Origin of the sequence: Thiomicrospira sp. S5 (genome assembly GCF_003991075.1) — a bacterium.
Lineage (GTDB): Bacteria > Pseudomonadota > Gammaproteobacteria > Thiomicrospirales > Thiomicrospiraceae > Hydrogenovibrio > Hydrogenovibrio thermophilus.
The window spans coordinates 362,307-384,960 of sequence record NZ_CP014470.1 but is presented as its reverse complement, the minus strand read 5'-3'; the positions used below and the strand labels follow the sequence as shown (position 1 = coordinate 384,960).

Annotated in this window: 22 protein-coding genes and 1 riboswitch; of the genes, 12 read left to right on the top strand and 10 right to left on the bottom strand. The window is 51.7% G+C overall.

Going from position 1 to position 22,654, the window contains the following annotated elements:
• Nucleotide 1: 1 nt before the first annotated feature.
• Nucleotides 2-859: a formyltetrahydrofolate deformylase gene (gene purU, locus AYJ59_RS01785; RefSeq protein ID WP_029939021.1), complete on the bottom strand. Its 858-nt coding sequence runs from the start codon at nucleotides 857-859 to the stop codon at nucleotides 2-4.
• A gap of 512 nt (nucleotides 860-1,371) precedes the next feature.
• On the opposite strand from purU, the gene xthA reads away from it, so the two are divergent.
• Nucleotides 1,372-2,193 carry an exodeoxyribonuclease III gene (gene xthA / locus AYJ59_RS01780; protein WP_127119139.1) on the top strand — a complete coding sequence of 274 codons (822 nt, stop codon included), beginning with the start codon at nucleotides 1,372-1,374 and terminating at the stop codon, nucleotides 2,191-2,193.
• A gap of 40 nt (nucleotides 2,194-2,233) precedes the next feature.
• A complete protein-coding gene (locus AYJ59_RS01775) occupies nucleotides 2,234-2,926 on the top strand; it encodes an FAD-binding oxidoreductase (RefSeq protein ID WP_127119138.1) in 693 nt (230 codons plus the stop codon).
• Between the two features lie 11 nt (nucleotides 2,927-2,937).
• Here AYJ59_RS01775 and AYJ59_RS01770 read toward each other — a convergent pair whose 3' ends face one another.
• The 8 genes from AYJ59_RS01770 to rph all read right to left on the bottom strand — a co-directional run bounded on the left by AYJ59_RS01770 (nucleotide 2,938) and on the right by rph (nucleotide 9,294).
• A complete protein-coding gene (locus AYJ59_RS01770) occupies nucleotides 2,938-3,363 on the bottom strand; it encodes a hypothetical protein (RefSeq protein ID WP_051673451.1) in 426 nt (141 codons plus the stop codon).
• 14 nt (nucleotides 3,364-3,377) lie between these two features.
• Nucleotides 3,378-3,788, bottom strand: coding sequence for a P-II family nitrogen regulator (locus AYJ59_RS01765; RefSeq protein WP_051673452.1), 411 nt, complete (start codon nucleotides 3,786-3,788; stop codon nucleotides 3,378-3,380).
• Nucleotide 3,789: 1 nt separating this feature from the next.
• Nucleotides 3,790-5,517, bottom strand: a complete 1,728-nt coding sequence (locus AYJ59_RS01760; protein ID WP_029939025.1) for a DUF1538 domain-containing protein — start codon at nucleotides 5,515-5,517, stop codon at nucleotides 3,790-3,792.
• A 112-nt stretch (nucleotides 5,518-5,629) separates the two neighbouring features.
• Nucleotides 5,630-7,141, bottom strand: coding sequence for a DUF1538 domain-containing protein (locus tag AYJ59_RS01755; RefSeq protein WP_029939026.1), 1,512 nt, complete (start codon nucleotides 7,139-7,141; stop codon nucleotides 5,630-5,632).
• Between the two features lies 1 nt (nucleotide 7,142).
• Nucleotides 7,143-7,544: a CBS domain-containing protein gene (locus tag AYJ59_RS01750; RefSeq protein WP_206197890.1), complete on the bottom strand. Its 402-nt coding sequence runs from the start codon at nucleotides 7,542-7,544 to the stop codon at nucleotides 7,143-7,145.
• The gene (locus tag AYJ59_RS01745) at nucleotides 7,544-7,894 is read right to left on the bottom strand and encodes a P-II family nitrogen regulator (protein ID WP_029939028.1); all 351 of its coding nucleotides are present in this window, start codon (nucleotides 7,892-7,894) and stop codon (nucleotides 7,544-7,546) included. Before AYJ59_RS01745 ends, AYJ59_RS01750 begins: the two co-directional genes overlap by 1 nt.
• Nucleotides 7,895-7,955: 61 nt before the next feature.
• Nucleotides 7,956-8,567 (bottom strand): RdgB/HAM1 family non-canonical purine NTP pyrophosphatase, encoded by a 612-nt coding sequence (rdgB, locus tag AYJ59_RS01740; protein ID WP_029939029.1) that lies wholly within the window; start codon nucleotides 8,565-8,567, stop codon nucleotides 7,956-7,958.
• A gap of 7 nt (nucleotides 8,568-8,574) precedes the next feature.
• Nucleotides 8,575-9,294 (bottom strand): ribonuclease PH, encoded by a 720-nt coding sequence (rph, locus tag AYJ59_RS01735; RefSeq protein ID WP_029939030.1) that lies wholly within the window; start codon nucleotides 9,292-9,294, stop codon nucleotides 8,575-8,577.
• A 163-nt stretch (nucleotides 9,295-9,457) separates the two neighbouring features.
• On the opposite strand from rph, the gene AYJ59_RS01730 reads away from it, so the two are divergent.
• From AYJ59_RS01730 to AYJ59_RS01700, 7 genes are all read left to right on the top strand, one after another.
• Nucleotides 9,458-10,315: a YicC/YloC family endoribonuclease gene (locus AYJ59_RS01730; protein ID WP_127119137.1), complete on the top strand. Its 858-nt coding sequence runs from the start codon at nucleotides 9,458-9,460 to the stop codon at nucleotides 10,313-10,315.
• 21 nt (nucleotides 10,316-10,336) lie between these two features.
• Nucleotides 10,337-10,972, top strand: coding sequence for a MarC family protein (locus tag AYJ59_RS01725; protein WP_029939032.1), 636 nt, complete (start codon nucleotides 10,337-10,339; stop codon nucleotides 10,970-10,972).
• Nucleotides 10,973-11,154: 182 nt separating this feature from the next.
• Nucleotides 11,155-11,364, top strand: a complete 210-nt coding sequence (locus AYJ59_RS01720; RefSeq protein ID WP_029939033.1) for a hypothetical protein — start codon at nucleotides 11,155-11,157, stop codon at nucleotides 11,362-11,364.
• A gap of 255 nt (nucleotides 11,365-11,619) precedes the next feature.
• A complete protein-coding gene (locus tag AYJ59_RS01715) occupies nucleotides 11,620-14,043 on the top strand; it encodes a penicillin-binding protein 1A (protein ID WP_029939034.1) in 2,424 nt (807 codons plus the stop codon).
• A 42-nt stretch (nucleotides 14,044-14,085) separates the two neighbouring features.
• The gene (locus tag AYJ59_RS01710; protein WP_029939035.1) at nucleotides 14,086-14,964 is read left to right on the top strand and encodes a fructosamine kinase family protein; all 879 of its coding nucleotides are present in this window, start codon (nucleotides 14,086-14,088) and stop codon (nucleotides 14,962-14,964) included.
• Between the two features lie 47 nt (nucleotides 14,965-15,011).
• Complete coding sequence (gene adk, locus AYJ59_RS01705; protein WP_029939036.1) at nucleotides 15,012-15,659, top strand: adenylate kinase; 648 nt, start codon at nucleotides 15,012-15,014, stop codon at nucleotides 15,657-15,659.
• A 174-nt stretch (nucleotides 15,660-15,833) separates the two neighbouring features.
• The gene (locus tag AYJ59_RS01700; RefSeq protein WP_029939037.1) at nucleotides 15,834-16,442 is read left to right on the top strand and encodes an FMN-dependent NADH-azoreductase; all 609 of its coding nucleotides are present in this window, start codon (nucleotides 15,834-15,836) and stop codon (nucleotides 16,440-16,442) included.
• Nucleotides 16,443-16,501: 59 nt separating this feature from the next.
• Here AYJ59_RS01700 and mgtE read toward each other — a convergent pair whose 3' ends face one another.
• Nucleotides 16,502-17,863 (bottom strand): magnesium transporter, encoded by a 1,362-nt coding sequence (mgtE, locus tag AYJ59_RS01695; RefSeq protein ID WP_029939038.1) that lies wholly within the window; start codon nucleotides 17,861-17,863, stop codon nucleotides 16,502-16,504.
• Between the two features lie 330 nt (nucleotides 17,864-18,193).
• Between mgtE and rimK the strand changes: the two genes are divergently transcribed.
• From rimK to AYJ59_RS01680, 3 genes are all read left to right on the top strand, one after another.
• Nucleotides 18,194-19,099 carry a 30S ribosomal protein S6--L-glutamate ligase gene (gene rimK / locus AYJ59_RS01690; RefSeq protein ID WP_029939039.1) on the top strand — a complete coding sequence of 302 codons (906 nt, stop codon included), beginning with the start codon at nucleotides 18,194-18,196 and terminating at the stop codon, nucleotides 19,097-19,099.
• 26 nt (nucleotides 19,100-19,125) lie between these two features.
• Entirely contained in the window at nucleotides 19,126-20,193 is a 1,068-nt protein-coding gene (locus AYJ59_RS01685; RefSeq protein ID WP_127119136.1) for a succinylglutamate desuccinylase/aspartoacylase family protein, read from the top strand.
• Between the two features lie 160 nt (nucleotides 20,194-20,353).
• Nucleotides 20,354-20,457: riboswitch (TPP riboswitch) on the top strand.
• Between the two features lie 70 nt (nucleotides 20,458-20,527).
• On the top strand, nucleotides 20,528-22,645 hold the full coding sequence (locus AYJ59_RS01680; RefSeq protein ID WP_127119135.1) for a TonB-dependent receptor: 2,118 nt from the start codon (nucleotides 20,528-20,530) through the stop codon (nucleotides 22,643-22,645).
• The last annotated feature ends 9 nt before the right edge of the window (nucleotides 22,646-22,654 follow it).

The window sequence follows — 22,654 nt, the reverse complement described above, 5'->3', positions numbered from 1 at the left end:
ATCAGGCGCTGAACACCACCGTTTTGTTGCCGTGAATCAATACCCGGTCTTCCAGGTGATAACGTAAACCGCGGGACAACACGGTTTTTTCGACATCTCGGCCAAGACGGCGCATATCGTCAATGCTGTGGGAATGGCTGACGCGAATCACGTCCTGTTCGATAATCGGCCCCGCATCCAACTCTTCGGTCACATAATGGCAGGTTGCCCCAATCAATTTCACGCCGCGCTCATAGGCTTGGTGATACGGCTTAGCCCCGACAAAGGACGGCAGAAAGCTGTGGTGGATATTAATCACTTTTCCGGCGTAATCCACACACATTTGCGGCGGCAGAATTTGCATATACCGCGCCAGCACGATGACATCGGCGTCGTATTGCGCCACCAGTTCCTGCGATTTTGCGAAGGCTTCCGGTTTGGTGTCCGGCGTCACCGGCACATGATGAAACGGAATGTCATACCACTCCACCATGCGGCGCAAGTCGTCGTGATTGGCGATAACGCAGGCCACTTCACCCGGCAAATCGCCTTCGTGCCAGCGGTACAATAAGTCCGCCAAACAGTGCGATTCTTTCGACGCAAACAGGGCGATGCGCTTCGGCTTATCCGAATCGGTGACCTGCCAATCCATTTGAAAGCGTTCCGCAATGGCGGCGAATTTCGTTTTGAAGCCTTCCAAATCGTCGTTCAACGACTCCGCCAGAATCTCGTGGCGCATAAAAAACCACTTGTTCATGGCATCGGTATGGTGATTGGCTTCCACAATGGAACCGCCTTCGTCGGCGATAAACCCGGCCACGGTGGCGACGATGCCGACCTGATCCGGACAGGAAATGATTAAACGAAACACACGACTCATTCGTTTGACGCTCTCTTAATTCGTTAACTGGTTAAAAAGAAAAGGTATTTTAGCAGAAGCGCCGCCCGACGGCACGAAAACAGAAACTATTCTCAAATCGGCCAGGCCTGGGCGTTTTACGACTGACGATTTTTCACCCCGATTGGAGGCTTGGGTATGGGGGTTTGATTCCCTTTCTGTTATACTTTTGTACCATTAATTTTATTTATCGGGCACCTCGATAAACCCGCGTTGAATTCTGGCAACGCCAAATTTGTTAGATCAAGGCGTGAAGCTGCAGCAATGTCTAGACCTTGTAAAGTTTCACAACACAGAGCTAACAAATTTGGCTAAGCCCCTAGGGCGGGATCTAAAGGCCACTTCTTTGTTGTTGTACGCCTTGGCCTTAGAATGACTAAGGTCGGCGCCGCACGCCTAAAATAAGTGGCCTTTAGGTCCCGCAGAATCCTAACGAGAGTTAATCGAGGTGCCCACCATTTTGCTAAACCTTACCCTGAGCGGGCCGGAATTCTATGAAAATCGTTTCTTTTAATGTCAACAGCGTGCGCATGCGCCTGCATCAACTTCAAGTTTTAACCGACCAATACGCGCCCGACATCATCGGATTGCAGGAAACCAAGGTCCAGGACCATGAGTTCCCGATTAAAGACATCGAAGCCATGGGCTACCAAGCCATCTTCATGGGGCAAAAAACCCATTACGGCGTGGCCTTGCTTTTCAAAAACAACCTGACATTAAAAGACAGTCAGTTCGGCTGGGACCACGATGGTGACGATGCCCAAAAACGCATGATCATCGGCGATTTCGTCGATGCCGACGGAAATGAAGTCCGCGTCATCAACGGTTACTTCCCGCAAGGCGAAAACCGCAACCATCCGACGAAATTTCCGGCCAAAGAAGCCTTTTATCAGGACTTGATGCAGTACCTGAACGAAAAGTGCTCACCGGAGCAGAACCTCATCGTGATGGGCGATTTCAATATCTCGCCGGAAGACAAAGACATCGGCATCGGTGAACCCAACCGTAAGCGCTGGCTACGCGACGGCAAAACCAGCTTCCTGCCGGAAGAACGCGAATGGTGGGGCACGCTCATCAACTGGGGCCTGAAAGACACCTTCCGTCAAATCCATCCGGACGAAGACCGTATCTTCAGCTGGTTTGATTATCGCTCCAAAGGGTTCGCCGACGATCCGAAACGCGGACTGCGCATCGACACCTTATTGGCGACCAAACCGTTGGCGGCGAAAGCCACCGACAGCGGCGTGGCTTACGACATCCGCGCCATGGAAAAGCCGTCCGACCACGCGCCGGTCTGGACCGACTTTCAGTTTTAATGCCACGACACGCGCTTAACAGAAAACTTTAGGAACCATCATGCCGAATACCGAAATGCAGCCCATGACTCTCGTCGAAAAGCACTTGCTGAACGACACCACGCTGCTGATGAAACTCAAACCGTCCACAGCTTTCGATTATCAAAGCGGACAATACGTCATGCTCGGCTTGACCCCGACAGAACTCAAGCCCTTTTCCATCGCGTCCGCACCGAAAGACGACGGTTTGATTGAACTGCACATTCGCAATCAGGACAACTCCGAGTGGATGCAGGACTTGTTCGGCCTTGATACCGGTGTGACCCTATACATTCAAGGGCCAAACGACCAGTATCGTTTGGATGCGCCGGAGGCGCTCGCCCAAAAACAACGCACCATTTTCGTGGCTGGCGGCACCGGTTTTGCGCCGATGTTTGCGTTATTGGAAAGCTTGCTGGAACGCGGTCATGACCGACCGATTGAATTTTATTGGGGCGCTCAAATCCAAGCGGATCTTTACCGTGACGCGGAAATGAAAGCGCTGGCCGAACGTCATCCGTCATTGGGTTACACGACGGTTTTGTCTGGACAGGTGAATGAAAGCGCACCGGAAAAACTGGTGCACCACCAAGTCTTAAAGGACTTCCCGGATTTGAGCGATGCCCGCGTCTATCTTTGCGGCCCTTGGCCAATGCAGGAAGCCGCCAAAGCCGATTTCATCGCCGCCGGCTTGCCCGCCGACGCCTTTAACTGATTCGATTCCGCTCAATCACTGGCCAGCTTTTTCAAGGCCTCAATGCGCGCCTCGTCAAAGCCTTCCGGCCACTTCTCGGGGTGCTCCAAATCTTTCAGGTGCACACCCTCTTCCGGCAGCTTCGGTAACTCGAAGTGCGTTACCCAAGGCACATTATGCTGATACATATACGCGCCCTCGGTACTGTCGACCGCCGATAAATGATACAGGTGTTCAAACACTTCGTCGGCGTATTGCGGCGCCACAATGACGCGCAACATGTCCATTTCCTGCCAGTCTTTTTCCGACAACAGCGAATGCTGGTTACGGATCGACACATACTCCGTCGCCAGAATGTGGTCTCTTTGATACAGGTCATCCAAAATGGCTTTGGAGTGCCCACGCGACAGCACGCATACAATGGATTTGGCCTGCAGGCAATGGTCTTGATTCAACACAATTCCGTCTCCGCTTATTGCTCAGGCATGGCGATGGTGGTCGCGGCGGTTTTCAAAGCACGCTCTTTCTCAATGCGTTCGATGATGTTCGGCGGAATGTAAGCGGCGGCTTTTTCCAACGGCGTAACAAACATAATGCCCATGCCCGGCGTGTCCAACTGACCGGCAATGAACATCTCGGCAAAGACTTCCTCTTCCTGTTGTTTGGACACCATGATTTGGATGACTTCCTTTTCCGCCTCCACGGTGATGCTCAACAGCCCCAAGCGTTCACGCACCCCGGCGCCTCGACCGTAATGGATGGACGCGCCCTGCGCACCGGCCGCCCTGGCCGCCGCCACAATGGCATCGCCTTTGCCGCGCGGCACCATGCAGGTAATCAGCGACACATCGGTCAAAATCGTCATTTCTTTCTGTAATTTCATCCTACGACTCCTTAGCGTCCATGGCGGTTTTCAGCGCGGCCTTTTCCTGGCGCATGCAACGTAATTTAATCCACAACCCGGTCAATAATACGGTGATGATCGGCCCAATGGAGGCCATCGACAGAATGCCGAATCCTTCGACCACGCCGACGGCCTGACCCAGTCCCAACCCCATTGCCAGAACCAACGGCACCGTGACCGGCCCGGTGGTCACCCCGGCACTGTCCCAGGCGACGTTCACAAACTCCTCCGACGACAACACCGTCAGCACCAACGCAAACAGATAAGCCGGAATCAACAACCAGGCCAGTGACCAGTCGAAAATGATTTTCGACACCCCGACCGCGATACCCACGCCCACCCCGAGCGACACCGCCATCATCAAGGTTTGTTTTTTGAAAGCCCCGTTGGTCAGGCGTTCCACCGTCATGCCCAAGGCATTCAAGGCCGGTTCCGCCAAAGTCGCCCCAAAGCCGAGGGCAAACGCAAAAATGACCGTAATAACTATCCCCATACTGAACCAATACAGCGGCGATTCTTTAATGGACTCAATGCCCGTAAAGGCTCCAGGAATCATGCCGCCGGCCTGACCACCGAGTTTCGCCAACCCATAAGTCAACCCCAGATTAAAAATAATCATCCCAATGACCGCAAACGCTAACCCCAGTAAAACGACCTGGGCATTCTGTAAACGATCCCGAAGCATCAACAACACCAAACCTAAAAACAACATTAAAGGCACGATAGCGCGCACCCCGGTGATAACTTCCACAAACGGCGTTGTTTCATACCAATAAGGCTCAATTTCGGCCACAAAATGACTTAGAGCCACAATTTCATCCACTGAAACAGTATGATAAAGATAAATTGCCAGCAACTGCACTCCAACAACCGGAAACAAAGAGGCTAACGTCACAATCCCAAACCCAGAAAGCGACTGATTACCGCTCCCAGCAGCCGAAGCAATGCCAATACCCAACGCCAGTACCAACGGAACCGTCACAGGCCCAGTGGTCACAGCACCACTATCCCACGCTAATCCAATCAGGTGGACCAACTCAGCATGCTGCATCGAATAGAGCGTAACCAGCAATGTTGGTATGACTGTCGCAAAAATAAGAGGTTTCAGGCTCCAATCATACAAAAACCGCAAAGTGCCCAGCACGGCGGCCAGCCCGACACCACCGCCCACCACCAGCACCAACATATCCGCCCAATGATTGAGCAGCACATATAAGTAAGGCGCATTGTTTGGATCCACATTCGAGCCGGCGGCCTTAAGTGCACCAATGGCTGGTTCGGCAAAAGTCACGCCGATTCCCAGGATGAACGCCACCAGTAACACCACTGGCAAAGTGGATTTTTGCGGCAATTTATTACCGATGGCCTCACCAAACGGCATCAATCCCAAGCGCAAACCTTCCATAAAAAACATCAGGCCAACAATCACCGCCAACATCCCACCCAAAATAATCGATGCTTCTTTAATTGGCTGATGCAAAATTAATATTTGAAACAACACCAAATACAACGTCAATGGCATCACGGCTTTCGCCTGATCGAGCACTCTGGATTGCAAATAAGGGCGTAACAATCGAAACGCATCCGTACGAGTGACTTTGTATTTCTGATAAGCCGCTTCCGGCGAATAGGTCAGTTCGTTATAGGTGATAACCTTGGTATTGAAACGCTCATGTTGAACGACTTCATGAAACGGGATTTTGTTCATGCCTTAAAAAACATCCAGGTTAAAGTTACAATATTAACCGCGTTTTACACATGAAAAACGCGAAAGATAAGAAGAAAGCCTATAAAAGAAGAGCAAAGCCGCACTTAAGAACCTAAACCGCCTCAGAATGGCCCTCTTTGGGAGGTTTTGAGAAAAACTGAGCCAAAATACTGTAAGACAAAACCGTAATCATCGGGAACACGGATGCAAATGCAATCAATCCAAATCCATCCATCAGAATATTGCGCCCCTCAATATTCGTGGCGAGGTAAATCCCGAATGCCGTCACCAACGGCACCGTAATTTCCGAGGTGGTCACCCCGCCCAAATCAAATGCAAAACCGTGCATTTCTTTGGGTGCAAAAAACACTAATACCACCACAAAACTATACAGCAAGGTAATCAACAGCCAAATATCCCAACCTTGAACAATCTTATAAGTGCCCAACAAAATACCGCAACCCACCCCCAGTGCCACTAGAATCCGCACCAAACTCACATTTAAACGAATCTCAGAATAACGGTCCGCCTGTTTAATCACGGCGACCAATGCCGGTTCCGCCATTGTCGTACCAAAACCAACCAAAAAAGCGAATAAATAAATGAAAACATGATTATTCATATCCACCAGGTTAGCGGCAATCGACTCACCAATCGGAAATAACCCCAGCTTGATGCCTAAAATAAACCCATAAAGCCCCAATACCAAAAAGCTAAATCCAATAACTACATTCGTCAAGTTTGGTAGTTTTTTACGCAACACCAGATACTGGAACAACAAAATCGTCCCCAAAATCGGCAATATATTCAAGAAAGTATCAAATAGCCCGTTAAGCACCGTAAAAATATTGAAAGCCGCCGCTTCCTGAATGGCATCTACATCTGGCACCATACTCGCAGAAGGCAGATCAAAACGATCCCCAAGAACAAAAATACCATAAACCTGAATACTAAACATAGGCGTAATCGCCGCCAAAGCGACAAACCCAAACCCATCACGCAACACACTACGCCCCTGAATGGAAGAAGCGATGCCGATGCCAATGGCGACAATAATTGGCACCGTCGCCACATTCGTGGCCACACCGCCAGAATCGTAAGCTAAACCGATAATCGCTGGCGGAGTCATCATAGTCACCACCAGCACCAACAGATACCCACCAATAATAATCTTAGAAATCGACCACCCCAGGAGCGCACGTAAAATACCGAATGCCGTAATCGCCCCCACCGAAAAGGCAATAATCAATCGTAACGTTAATGCATCAATTGCACCATTGGTAATATCTTGTGCTTGCAAGGCCACAGCAATAATCGCCGGCTCTGCTATAGAAGCCGAAAAGCCAATTGCAAACCCAAACACCACGAACAATATCAAAGAACGTTTTTGCAAGAACTCATTGGACAACGAATTGCCCAGCGGGAAAACCCCTACCTCCAATCCAACAAGGAAAAAGGCCACCCCGACAATCACAATCAAAAACCCTGCTGCAATGGTTAAGAACTCATCGGGCACACTTTGAAAAACCAGCAATTGAAAACCAATGATCACCAGCAAAATAGGCAAAATATTGCGAAAGGAATCAAGCAGGGCTTCTTGTAATTGTTTTAGTATTTCTGACATATCACGATTCGACTAACGACAACACATAATCACTCAGATCGGTTATGCTTAAAATGCCTTTAAGTTCATTATCATCTGTAACCACAACTCGCTTGATATTCAGCTCCAGCATGGTTTTAGCCGCATATTTCACATCGATTTTCGACGACACAAAAAAGGCCGGCTTTTTATAAACGTCAAACACATTAAACAACTCGATATCACCATCTTCTACCAGAACAGTCTGCAAGATCTGCGAATTGGTGATAATACCGTAAGCATCTCCCGGCGAATTCTTATCCACGACCAAGGACTTTAAACCCTTTTGCTTCATGAGTTGCAAAGCTTCTTTCAAGGTCGCATGTGCTTTAATGGTCACCACATCCGTTTTCATAACGTCCGCCACTAACATTCGATCATTCATTAGAACCTCTCCTCTTCTTGAATGTTTTTTTCAAACTTATGTAACAACGCTTTATCCAAACCAATAATATGATTAATCGGCACGGTAAACGCCAATCCGTGATCCGTTTCCGCCTCCATAAGAGTACGGAGCGACTTGAGCACATTTTTGGACATACCTTCTTCCAAAATATACAACAATACCGTTTGATTACCATCAAATGTTAAAGATAAAAACGAACGCTTATCTTCTGCGCCGCTCCCCCGAGCATTAAAAATCGTCGCCCCCATAGCACCAGCCTCTTTAGCGACTTTTTTCACTTCCGACTCCAAATCTGCCGGCACAATGACCACCAATGCGACTACTTTCATAAAATCACCTTTTCAAGCTAAAATTAACAACTGGCACAATTACAGCGCACAGCACCTCATTTTAAAAATCGACGACATCTGTCACCTGCTGCAACAATGCTCGGATGGCCTGAGAACGATGACTAACCTGATTTTTAACGGCTTTTGGTAGCTCCGCCACCGCACAGTCATGAGACGCCATCCAAATCAAGGGATCATACCCGAAGCCACCCTCACCGCGGGGTTCGGTGAGCACTTCACCGCACCATTGCCCCAGTCCAATAACCGGCACTGGGTCTTCACTGTGACGCACAAACACCATGGCACAATAATAGCAGGCCTGGCGATTTTCCACATCGGCCATTTCATCCAATAACTTTTGATTATTCAAGGCATCGGAGGCCGGATGACCATGATACCCTTCCGCGTAACGCGCCGAATAAATGCCCGGCCGCCCTTGCAAGGCCTCCACTTCCAAACCGGAGTCGTCGGCGATGGCGGGCAAGCCGGTTTTCGCGCTGGCGAAGCGGGCTTTGATAATGGCGTTTTCGATAAAGCTCAAACCGTCTTCCACCGCTTCTTCGGCAAAAAATTCGGATTGCGCACGCACCTGAATTCCAAACGGCGTCAAAAGTTCGCGCATTTCCGTCAACTTACCGGCATTGCCGGTCGCCAGCACCAGTTCATGCGGCATCGTCACTTTAAACCTCCGCCAGCATGTTTTTCTGCAAACCGATTAATTCCTGAATGCCTTTTTGCCCCAAAGCAATCATCGCATTCATTTCCTCCAACGAGTAAGGTTCCGCTTCCGCCGTACCCTGCACTTCGATAAAACGGCCGTCCTCGGCCATCACCAGATTCATGTCGGTTTCGGCATTGGAGTCTTCCGCATAATCCAAATCCAATACCGGCGTGCCTTGATAAATGCCCACCGATACCGAACCGACGTGATGCAGAATCGGGTTTTCCGTCAACACGCCTTTCGCCAGCAGCCGCTCCACCGCCAGCGCCAAGGCCGCAAAACCACCGGTAATGGAAGCGGTGCGTGTACCGCCGTCGGCTTGAATGACGTCGCAATCCACCACAATGGTTCTTTCGCCCAGTTTTCGCATATCCACCCCGGCACGCAAGGAACGGCCGATCAAACGCTGGATTTCCACCGTGCGGCCGCCTTGTTTACCGGCATTGGCTTCACGACGCATGCGACTGTCGGTCGAACGCGGCAACATACCGTATTCCGCGGTAATCCAGCCCTGGCTCTGGCCTTTCAAAAACGGCGGCACTTTTTCTTCCACCGTGGCGTTACAAATGACTTTGGTATCGCCGAACTCGATCAATACCGACCCTTCCGCGTGTTTGGTAAAGTCCTTGGTCAAGGTCACGGCTCTTAATTGGTCGGTTTGTCTGCCACTCGGTCTCATAGTCTCTTCCTTTCATTTCATAACGGAATCGATGACCAACGCCATCGACACCTGCAAAACGGTTCATAAATCTTTAAAATGGTGGCAATTATACCAATCCGATTCCCTGAACCGTCAAAAAATCCGGGTTCGACAATCGATGCACCGCCATAAGGACATACCTATGAAAAGCATGACCGCCTTTTTCATCCATCCACAGTCATTCGACTGGGGCGCGCTACGCTGGGAAATGCGTTCCGTCAACCACCGTTATCTGGAACTGCACCTCAAACTGCCCGACACCGCCAAAGCACTGGAACCGGCGATTCGCGAAACCATCAAACCGTTTCTGGCCCGCGGGAAAGTGGAACTGCAATTACATCTACCCCCCACGCAAAACACCCAAAACTTCAGCCTCAACCAGCCATTGCTTTCTGGCCTGACCGACGCCATCAACCAGATTCAAACCGCCTTGCCGGAAGCCACTCAGGTGAATCCGGTGGAATTACTGAAATGGCCAGGCCTGGTGGAAACCGATGTGAAGAACAGCGTTCACACCGATGACATTCTCGCCGCACTCAACAATGGTTTGAGCGAATTCGACCAGATTCGCCAGCGCGAAGGCGAGGCTCTGAGCCAAGTCATCCACGAAAAACTGCAAGCGATGCGTGAACACGTCACCCAGGCACGCCAACTGTTGCCGGGCATCCGCCAGCACTACGCCGACCAATTGAAACAACGCATCGCCGAACACACCGACACCTTGGATGAGGGGCGTTTTCATCAGGAAATCGCCATCCAGGCTCAGAAAATGGATGTCGCCGAAGAATTGGATCGGCTGGAAACCCACTTGAACGAAGTCGAGCGATTACGACATGAACCCGGGCTTGTCGGGCGACGACTGGATTTTCTAATGCAAGAACTCAACCGCGAAGCCAACACGCTCGGCGCCAAATCCATCGACAGCCGAACCGCGCAAATCGGCGTGGAACTGAAAGTATTGATTGAACAGATTCGCGAACAAGTACAAAATATTGAATAACAACCTCATCGAGCCAACACTATGCATGATTTGATACAGCAGTTCATTATCCTCTGGGCCGTCATTGACCCCATCGGCACCATTCCGGTCTTCCTCGCGGTCGCGGCGGGCTACACCGCCGTTCAGCAGCGCAAGCTTGCGCTCTTCGCCATCGTCACCTCTGCGGGCGTGTTATTGTTTTTCATCATTGCCGGCCAGTTACTGCTGGAATCGATGAACATCGCCTTATCGGCCTTTCAAATCGCCGGCGGCATCGTACTGTTCCTGTTCGCTTTGACGATGATTTTCGGGGATGGCAAACCGCAGGAAGAAAAGCAATTGCTCGCCGAACAGGATGCGCGCTCAGGCTCGCCGGTCAATCATGCCGTGTTTCCGTTGGCCATTCCCTCCATTGCCTCGCCTGGTGCCATGATGGCCGTGGTGATGCTCACAGACAATAACCGTTTTGAAGTCATCGAACAGAGTATCACTGCCGGCTTGATGTTGCTGGTCTTAGTCATCACCTTTATTTTGTTGCTGGGTGCCACCTTTATCCACCGATTGATTGGCGATGCAGGTGCCAGTGTCATCAGTCGAGTCATGGGGTTGATTCTCGCCGCCGTCGCGACCAACAGTATTTTGGAAGGCATTAAAACCTACTTTGCGCTAAGTGTATGAATCCGTGCGGGATAGTGGACACCTGGAACCGAACGGCAGCCGAGTTCAACCCACAAAAAAACTTTTGCGATCATAAGGATTCTTTCTTGACCTCAATCAAGATTTTTATTTGAAATTTGACCCTAACGTCAGTATAGTTCGAAACTGTTGTAAGGATTCACAACTCATCTGAGGAATAAGAAATGAGCAATTTAATGAAAATGATCGGCGTCCTTTTGATCACTGTGGTCATTCCACTCGCCGTTTTACTAGGTATCTGGGCAGGTTATTTGCCACAGTCTCTACAGGTCGGCATCGGCATGTTCGGCGTTGTTGCGGCGATTGTGACCATTGTTGTCGGTAACCTTTACCTGATCTACAGCGACATCAAAACCAAACGTTACTCGAAATAATCTCGTTTTCATTTCGCTGATTGAAAAGCCCGGCCGATTGCCGGGCTTTTTGTTTTCAGGCCTGTTTTCCAATCCCGTCTTTTGTATCGATTTGATTTCCCGTATAATTCGCGTGATAGCCGTCATGGCACAACCGATTGGCCCAGTTCAACAAAATATCAAGACTTTAGCGCTCGATACGATATATAAAAGAACGAACATCAAAAGATGAAACGCATCGGTTGACCACCCCCAACTTTGACATAAGACACCATAATGAACGACGAAACACAGAACAGCACACCTGAACAGGACGCCGAGCAGGCGCCGAAACCGAAAAAGAAGCGCGGATTTTTCAAACGCTTTTTCTGGATTTCCACCTTTCTGGGTGCCATCGTCGCCCCGTTGGTCGTCGTCATCCTTTATGCCGTGACCATTTACCCGACCCTGCCAGACGCCTCCGCGCTGAAAGACGTCACCTATCAAGTACCGCTGAAAATCGTCACCCGCGACGGACAGCTCATCAGTGAAATCGGCACCAAAAAGCGCATTCCGCTCGACTACTCGGAAATTCCGGAACGCATGACGCAAGCCATCATCTCCTCGGAAGACGAGAACTTTTTCGAACACGGCGGCGTCGACTTCAAAGGCTTGGCGCGTGCCGCCTACGAGCTGATTACGACCGGCAGCAAACAATCCGGCGGCTCAACCATCACCATGCAGGTAGCACGGAACTTCTTCCTGAGCAAAAAGAAAACCTATTTGCGTAAGCTCAATGAAATCGTGCTGTCCTACAAAATCGAGCACCAGATTTCCAAACAGGAAATCCTCGCCATTTACCTGAACAAAATTTTCCTCGGTTACCGTTCTTACGGCGTGGCCGCAGCCGCCCAGACCTATTACGGCAAGCCCATCGACCAATTATCCCTTGACGAATACGCCATGATTGCCGGTCTGCCGAAAGCGCCGTCCCGTTACAATCCGATTTACAATCCGGAAAGAGCCAAGTTGCGCCGTAACTATGTTTTGCGCCGCATGTATGAAAACCACTACATCACCGAAGAGCAGATGAAAGAGGCACAGGCCGTGCCGGTGCACGCCAAGCTGACCGGTGCCCGCATCGACATCGAAGCCGGTTACGTGGCGGAAATGGCACGCAGCTTCGCCATCGGCAATTTCGGGGAAGATGCGCTGAAAAACGGCCTGACCATCACCACCACCATCGACAGCCAATTACAGAGCACCGCTAATTTGTCCGTCCGTAACGGTTTGCAGGATTACGAGCGTCGCCACGGCTACCGCGGACCGATTAAACATGTCGCGCCGACCTTGCTGACCAACAAAGAACAACTGCTGGAAGCCCTCGATCCAATCGAGAAATTCGGTTATCTGGAAACCGGCGTGGTGCTTCGCGTCACCGAAAAGACCGCCGATGTACTGGTTTCAAACGGCGAAGAAACCCAATTGCAGCTGGAAAACATGCTGTGGGCGGCCCCTTACATCGACGTAAACAAAACCGGTTCCGAGCCACAATCGGTGGCCGAGGTTCTGAAGCGCGGCGACGTCATTTACCTACAAAAACTCGACGACCAATGGCGCTTGGCGCAAGACCCGAAAACCGAAGCCGCCTTGGTCTCTGTTGACCCCAGCAATGGCCGCATCATTTCGTTGGTCGGCGGATTCGACTATTTCCGCAGCAAGTTCAACCGCGTCACCCAGGCGGTGCGTCAGGTCGGTTCCAACATCAAACCCTTCCTGTATTCCGCGGGCTTGAACAAAGGCATGACCGCCGCCACCATCATCAACGATGCGCCGGTGGTCTTCCACGACCGCGCACTGGAAGACACCTGGCGTCCGGAAAACTACTCCGGGCGCTTCTATGGCCCAACCCGTTTGAGAATGGCGCTGGCCCATTCCCGTAACCTGGTATCGATTCGTCTTTTGCAGCAAATCGGTATCCGTTACGCGGTCGATTATCTGGAACGGTTCGGCTTCCCGCAAGATCAGCTGAACGCGCACCGCGACTTGTCATTGGCGCTGGGCTCGGTGCAGTTGACGCCGTTGCAAGTGGTGCGCGGCTACGCCACCTTCGCCAATACCGGCTATTTAATCGAACCCTACCTGATTGATTCGGTGCAGGACTTCAGCGGCCAGACCATTTATCAGGCCCAGCCGCAGCGCGCCTGTAACGCCCAGTGTGTGGAAGGCGACCCGCAAAACGCACCGCGTGTCGTCACCCCGCAGAACGCTTACATCATGACCTCGATGATGCAGGACGTCATCAACCACGGCTCCGGACGCAAAGCAAAAGTATTGGAACGCAATGACATCGCCGGGAAAACCGGGACCACCAACGACCAGAAAGACGCTTGGTTCTCAGGCTTCAACCCGGACATCGCCACCACCGTCTGGGTCGGCTTCGACACCCCAACCACATTGGGTCGTTCGGAAGTCGGTGGCCGCGCCGCCCTGCCGATTTGGATCGACTACATGCGCGAAGCTTTGAAACCTTATCCGAACGCCCCCTTCGGTTTACCGGAAGGCCTGGTGAACGTGCCCATCGACCGCTCAACCGGTCTGGCCGTGCCGGCGGACACTCCGGGCGCTTTCTTCGAAATCTTCCGCGAGCAGAACGCACCGGAAATTCCGGACATCTCCGAGACCAAAATGGAGCAAATCACCCAGGAACTGTTCGACTGACCGTCACGGTTCCCGACGCACCTTCACAGCAAAGGAGTGACTATGAACTGGCAAGCCCTTTCCGAATCCATCGCCCAGAGCACCGGGCGCCCGTTCGACATCGAAAGCGCCGCACCGGTCTCGGGCGGCGACATCCATCGCTCCTACCATCTGCACACTCAGCAAGGCGAGTTTTTCCTCAAGACCAATCACGGCCATCTGTCACACTTGTTTGAAACCGAAGCCAACAGCCTCAATGCCTTAGGCAAAACCTTGAGCGTGCGGGTGCCGAAGGTCGTCGCCACTGGCCTCGAAAACGACCAGGCCTGGCTGGTTTTGGAATACCTGCCCTTGACGTCTCGCGGAGACGACGAGCAACGCGGTAAGGATTTGGCCTTGTTGCACCACCAGGTCAATACGGATAAACGCTTCGGCTGGCCGGAAGACAATTACATCGGTCATACGTTGCAACCCAATACCTGGTCCGACGACTGGGTGGCATTTTACGGCCAGCAGCGACTGGCCCACCAACTGACCCTGGCGCAAGATCACGGCGCATCGAACAGCTTGGTCGAACAGGGGCAGGCACTGATCGAAGCTTTGCCGAAATTTTTCGGCGACTATCAACCGGAAGCCTCGCCCTTGCATGGCGACCTCTGGGGCGGAAACAGCGCCTTCACCACCGACGGCGACGCGGTGTTTTTCGACCCGGCCAGTTACTACGGCGACCGTGAAGCCGACTTGGCGATGACCGAACTTTTCGGCGGCTTTTCGCCCGAATTCTATGCCGGTTACAACAGCGTTTTCCCATTGGACAAAGGCTATGCGACCCGTAAGGAACTGTATAACCTCTACCATGTGTTGAATCATTTCAACCTGTTTGGCGGCGGTTATCAGCAACAGGCGGCGCGAATGATTCAAACCCTTTTGGCGTCAGTTTGATAAAATAGCCGCCACTGAATACGTACAACCTTAAGCGAGAACTGATTATGAAATTTATTCTTCTGGGCGCACCGGGCGCCGGAAAAGGGACACAAGCCCAATTCCTGACCAAAAAATTCGATATTCCGCAAATCTCCACCGGCGACATGCTACGCGCGGCCATCAAGGCCGAAACGCCGCTCGGGAAACAAGCCAAGGAATTCATGGATGCCGGTAAACTGGTCACGGACGAAATCATCATCGGTCTGGTCAAAGACCGCATTACCGAACCGGATTGCGCCAACGGCTTCCTGCTGGACGGTTTCCCAAGAACCGTACCGCAAGCGGATGCGCTGAAAGCCGCCGGTGTCGACATCGACGCCATCATTGAAATCGACGTGCCGGATTCCGAAATCGTCAACCGCATGGCTGGCCGTCGCGTGCATCCGGCTTCCGGCCGGACCTATCACCTGACTTACAACCCGCCGAAAGTGGAGGGCAAGGATGATGAAACCGGTGAAGATTTGATTCAGCGTGACGATGACAAAGCCGACGTGGTGTTGGATCGCTTGAAGGTGTATCACGAGCAAACGGCTCCATTGATCGGTTACTACACGGATGAAGCGGCCAAAAACGCTTCGTTGAAATACATCAAAGTCGACGGCACCCAAGCCATCGACCAGGTGGAAGACGCCATTCTGTCCGGCTTGAAATAAGTCGCTCATACCTCTCGTCCAGCCGCGTCATCGGCTGGGCAACCCACCTGTCTCGTCGGATCCATTGTTGCAATTCAAGCAACAGTTATTTGCTTTATCGCCGGTTTATTCACATTTTCTTTCTTTATAAAATAGTCTCAACCCAAGCAAATACCTTTTTCTGGAGAAACCACTATGACCACGTTACTTCGTGTTGACAGCAGCGCCTTATCGCAAGGTTCGCATTCCAAAGAACTGGCCGACTATTTCCTATCGAAATGGCAAGCCCAGAACCACGACGCCCACATTCAAACGGTCGATCTGGCTGCCACCCCGCCGCCGCACATGGACCAAGCCATGATCGGAGCCATGTACACCATGCCGAACGAACGCGACGACGCGCAAAAAAGCGCCCTGGCTCTGTCCGAGCAATACGTGGCGCAAATCCGTGCCGCAGATACCCTTGTACTGACCAGCCCGATGTATAACTTCGCCATTCCTTCAACGCTGAAAGCGTATCTCGACCATATCCTGCGTGTGGGTGAAACCTTCCAATACGGCGAAAACGGCCCGGAAGGCTTGTTGAAAGGGAAAAAAGCCTATGTCTTCCTCGCGTCCGGCGGGGATTACACCCAACCGCCAATGGACGCGATGAATTTCGTCAAGCCGTATTTAAAAACCGCTTTGAACTTCATCGGCATCGAAGACATCACTTTTATCGAAGCCCCGGGCATGGGGATGGGCGACGATGCCGTCGCCCAATCCATCGAAGCGGCCAAAGCGCGTATCGATTCCTTGTTGTAATCGAATAAATGAAAACACCCAGGCCTGGGCGTTTTTGAGATGCCTTCGGGTTTGGTTGTTTAGTGCAGAATCAGCACCGTCGCCAAGCCCAAGAAGGATAAGAAACCGACCACATCGGTCACGGTCGTGAGAATCACCGCGCCGGATAACGCCGGGTCGATTTTCATACGTTTCAATATTAATGGAATCGCGATACCGGACACATTGGCGACGGTCATATTGATGACAATCGCCAGCGTAATCACCAGACTCACGATCCAATTATCAAACCATAACTGCGCAATCACTCCGACAACGAAGGCCCACACCAGCCCGTTCAACACCCCGACCCAAAGTTCTTTATTGAACAACCACCAACGGTTGTTGCCCCCGACCTGCCCCATCGCCAAGCCGCGAATAATCACCGTCAAGGTCTGACTGCCGGCAATGCCGCCCATGCTCGCCACCACCGGCATCAATACCGCCAACGCCACCACCTGCGACAACACCGCCTCAAACTGACCGATGACGTAAGCCGCCAGAAACGCCGTCGCCAGATTGATGCCGAGCCAGACACCCCGGCTTTTCGCACTGGTCATCACCGGCGCGAACAGTTCCTCGTCGTCGCTGACGCGGGACATCCCCAATAACGTATTGTCGGCGTCTTCACGGGTGATTTCCATGATGTTGTCGATGTTCAACTGCCCGACCAGAATGCCGTCGGCATTCACCACCGGTACAAAGCGCAATTCCTTGGAACGCAATACCACCGCGGCTTCGTGCACGTCCATTTCATCCAGCAACGACACCGACTGATGCATGAATTCCGTCACCTGCGCTTCCTGGTTGTTTTTCACCAAATCGACCAGACTCAAAGATCCCACCAGACGGTTTTCCTTATCCGTCACCATGAATTCCTGAGAACGCTCGTCCAACAACCCTTTGATGCGGATGTATCGTTGCACGGTTTCCAAGGTCACGTCTTCCTTGACGTTGACGGTGTTCGGGTCCATATAACGCCCCACCGTATTGTCGCCATAGGCATGCAACACCTGCACCTGCTCACGGGTACTGTCATCCAGATTGTCGATGACCGCCTCTTTGACCGACGGCTCGACCGTATCGAGAATTTCCGCAATGTCCTGTGCGTCCAGATCGCGCGTCAGGTCGGAAACCGCTTCGGCCTCCATGTCGGACATCAAAGACGCCCGCACCTCTTCGCCGACCTCCGCCAGCACTTCCCCTTTCAACTCTTCCGGTACGCAAATCCAGATGCGTTCGCGAGCGCTGGCCGGGAAGGACTCCAACAAATGGGCAATTTCGGTGTCGTTCTGTTCTGCGAAGAACTCGCAGACTTTTTCCTGGTCGCCTTCGCTCAATAGGGTTTGCAGTTCAAGCAATCTTTCTTCGGAACGGGAGAGGGTTTCGTCGCTGGTGGTCATGGAGTCATTTTCTTTTCGTCATGCGGTTTAAAAAGGTTGGCCGGTTTCAAAACGCTCAAAGGGGCTTAGCCGACGCCGCTCTCTTTATACCTTAAAAACGCTCGAAACGAAAGCGCCAATCATGGTTTTCGCCTGTCATAACAAGGTGTTGCAACGCCATGAAAAAAGAGTATGAATTCCCCGTAAATTGACATAGAATTCCACTTAAAGGGTGTCGACATATCAAACCAAACATCGAGCCATCCAACGGACGCTCAAACGGCACCTACCCAGCTCAAAACCCGTTAACAACGCCGCACCCGCAACACAATACAACGGAAAGATTCGCTTATGAAAATCGCTATTTTATCGCGAAACGCACACCTTTATTCCACTCGCCGATTGATTGAAGCGGCCGAGGAGCGCGGACACGAAGTACGTGTCATCGACGCACTACGCTGCTATATGAACATCTCGGCAAACCACCCGCAAATCCATTACAAAGGCGAAATACTGGAAGGGTTCGACGCCATCATTCCTCGCATCGGCGCCTCCATTACCTTCTATGGCACTGCGGTTTTGCGTCAGTTCGAAATGATGGGCGTTTATCCTTTGAACGAATCGGTCGCCATTTCCCGTTCGCGCGATAAACTGCGCAGTTTGCAACTGTTATCCCGCCGTGGTGTCGGCCTGCCGGTGACCGGCTTTGCCCACTCGCCGGATGATGTCAACGACCTGCTGGAAACCGTTGGCGGCGCGCCGGTGGTCATCAAGCTGCTGGAAGGCACGCAAGGCGTCGGCGTGGTGTTGGCCGAAACCCACTCGGCGGCCGAATCGGTCATCCAGGCCTTCAATGGCTTGAAGGCCAACATTCTGGTGCAGGAATTTATCAAAGAAGCCCGTGGGGCGGACTTGCGTTGTTTTGTCATCGGCGGCAAAGTGGTTGCGGCTATGAAGCGTCAGGCCAAGGAAGGTGAATTCCGTTCCAACCTGCACCAGGGCGGCAGCGCTTCGCTGGTCCGCATCACCCCCGAAGAACGCGCCACGGCGGTACGCGCGGCGAAAATCATGGGGTTGAATGTCTGCGGGGTCGATTTACTGCGCTCCAATCACGGGCCGGTGGTGATGGAAGTCAACTCCTCCCCTGGCATTGAAGGCATTGAATATGCCACCGGTAAAAACGTGGCGGGCCAAATCATCGAATTCATCGAAAAAAACGCCAAGCCGCATCGCACCAAAACCCGCGGTAAGGGTTAGATGGTCGTCGCCACAGGAAAACCGCTATGAAAAAACCGGCCAATCACGCCATCACCATCGGTTCGGAAACCATCAAACCCGGCGAGCGTAAAACCGTCGATTTGCAAGTGGGCAAACTTTATACCCACGGCGAACTGAATATGCCGGTGCAGGTCATCAATGGCAAACGTAAAGGGCCGACGCTGTTCATCTGCGCCGCCATTCACGGCGACGAGCTCAACGGTGTGGAAATCATTCGCCGCCTGATGAAGGTCAAAGCCTTACAACGCATGAAAGGCACGCTCATTGCCGTGCCCATCGTCAACCTGCACGGCTTCATCAACCAAAGCCGCTACCTGCCCGACCGACGCGATCTCAACCGCAGCTTTCCGGGGTCGTCAAAAGGCTCGCTGGCGAGCCGAATGGCTTACCTGTTCCTGAATGAAATCGTCGGCCAGTGCAGCCACGGCATCGACCTGCACACCGGCGCCATCAATCGCACCAACCTGCCGCAGATTCGCGCCGATCTGGAAAACGAAGAAACCCTAGCGATGGCCGAAGCCTTCGGCGCGCCCTTGATGATGAACGCCACCTTGCGCCCCGGCTCCCTCCGCGCTTCTGCGGTGAAAAAAGACATCCCCATTCTGCTGTACGAAGCGGGAGAGGCCTTGCGGTTCGACGAGTTCGCCATCCGTGCCGGTGTCAAAGGCGTGCTGAACGTTATGAAACACCTTGGCATGATTGCGCCTGGACGCGTGCCGAAAAAACCGGCGAAAAGCCCGGTCATCGCACGTTCCAGCTATTGGGTGCGTGCCCCGCACAGCGGTATTTTCCGGGCATTGGTCAAGGATGGCGACCGGGTACAGAAAGACCAAACCTTGCTCGGTGTGATTTCCGACCCTTTCGGTGAAGCGGAATTCGAAGTCTACGCCAATGCCAGCGGCATTGTCATCGGCCAAATGGTGATGCCATTGGTCAACGAAGGCGAAGCGCTTTTCCACATCGCGCAATTTGCGCGCACAGACATCGCGGAAGAACGGGTCGAATCCTTTTCGGAAGAAATCTACGGCGACGAACGCCTGCCTTACGACTCGGACGACATCCCGTCGATTTAAACGAGTAACGTAACGGTTTCCCAATTTCGGCCAGGCCTGGTCGAAATTCATGTCATATCAACGCCTTGAATAATCAAACATTCAAATCCGGACGCTTTTGCTTTATAATCGCGCTCACGTTTTTAGAGGGACGTGGTTTATACACAATTAACGTCTCTGAATTTATGCCGAGGGGTGGTCGAAAGGCCTGAGATCCTGATGAAAGGGAACCCTTATAACCTGATCCAGTTAATACTGGCGTAGGAACAGGCTGCAACACTCGATCTTAGCCGCTTCACAGGCGACTGTCCGAATTGCATACCTGTCCTTTTTGGTGAACTGAAAAGGAAGCAACATGCACCTGAAACCCATTTTATCCGCCGTCATTCCGGCCTCATTCTTATCATTCGGTTTATGGCACGCAACACCGTCTCTGGCCGAGGAAACCGCCAGCGAGGCCCAAACCGTCAAACTCAAGCCGGTCCAAATCGAAGCCGATTTTCGGGAGGCCGACATTCAACAAAGTACCTCCAGTGTCACGGTGGTGACGCCGGTCGAGATGCAAGAGCGCGATGCCCAAAACATTGAAGATGTGATTGGTTTAATGCCGAATGTGAATGCCTCCAGTGGTGGCGCCACCGCGCACTATTATCAGATTCGCGGCATGGGAATCACGGAACAGTATTACACCCCAGTGAACCCCTCTGTTGGAGTATTAGTCGATGACTTCGATTACAGCCAAATGGGCGCCGCCGCCACAATGTTTGATGTCAAACAAGTGGAAGTATTGCGCGGTCCACAAGGGACACGTTTTGGCTCTTCCGCATTAGCGGGCTTGATCCAGGTACAAACCAATGAGGCCTCTTATCAGCCCTCGGCCAGATTGGAAGGCACAGTTGGCTCCCATAATACCTATGCCGGTGGCGTGATGCTGAATGGCCCAATCGTAAAGGATAAATTAGCGGGGCGTTTGGCGGTGTACCAATACAATTCCGATGGGTATATGGAAAATGATTATTTGGATAAAAAGAATACCCAAAACCGAGATGAACTGACCGCCAGAGCGAACCTGAAATGGAATGTCAATGAGCGTCTGACACTGGATTTGAAATTGTTACACATCAATGTTGATAATGGTTATGACGCGTTTAATTTTTCAAATGACTATACAACCCTTTCGGATGAACCGGGGCAAGACACACTCAAGTCGGATGGCGTGGCTCTGAAAGCCGATTATGCGGTGAACCCATTCATCGACATGGTCGCGGCCATCACTCACATCAATAGCAAAAGCACTTATTCGTATGACGGTGATTGGGCCAACCCAGGATACGATCCCAGCCTGGTCACTCAAACGGATCATAACGAACGTAAACGGAACAACCAAACATTAGATTTACGTTTCTTATCCTCTGAAGATGGTCGTATTTTCAACGGAACAACAGATTGGGTGGCCGGTTTTTATTATCTGGCACAAGATGAAGACTACACAGGGGGCTATGATTACGGCGGCTATTTAACCCCTTCCGGATACGATTACAAAACCTCCAGCCAATCCCTGTACGGGCAATTAGACCATCATTTAACGGATAAATGGATATTGATGGCGGGTTTGAGAGTTGAAAACTATCATTACGATTATGACGGTACCGTCAGTGGGTTCAGCAAAAAATCCAGTGAGGTCCTTTACGGAGGGAAACTCGGTGCCAGTTACCAAATCACCCCAAACCATCTCAGCTTTATAACCTTATCCAGAGGTTATAAAGCGGGCGGCGTCAATGATGAAGGGCGTTTGCCGAGTGACAAACCGGTTCTTTATGATACCGAGACACTTTGGAACCTGGAAGGGGGCCTCAACTCATCCATGCTCAATAACCGCCTCAACACCCGTTTGAATGTTTTCTACGGGCAAAATCAAGACCGCCAAATTCCTGTGTCCTACTATGATAGCCATGGAAACTGGATGCTTTATACCGAGAATGCGCCAAAATCAACCTATTACGGATTAGAAGGACAAGTCGATTGGCTGATTGTCGATGACGTCAGATTTTTAGGGTCTTTAGGGTTGTTAAAGAGTACCTATACGGACTATACCTATGAGGAACAAGGTCAACCCGATCTCGTTTTAGATGACCGTGAAACCGCTCGTTCGCCCAACTATACCTTTAGTATCGGCGGCGAATATTACTTGACCGATCACTGGACCTTGTCGGCCAATATCGAAGGGAAAGATGCCTATTACTTCTCCAGCACTCAACCGCAGAAGTCCAAAGCTTACTCCTTAGTCAACAGTGCCGTGACCTATCAACGTAAAAACTGGACAGTCATTGTATGGGGCAAAAACCTGGGCGATACGAAGTATGCCACGGAAGGGTTTTATTTTAATGCCGATCCGAAAAGAACGGATGCCGCTTTATACACTCAACAGGGCGCACCCAGAACCTATGGCGTGACCGTCGCTTACGATTATTAACGACCCAGT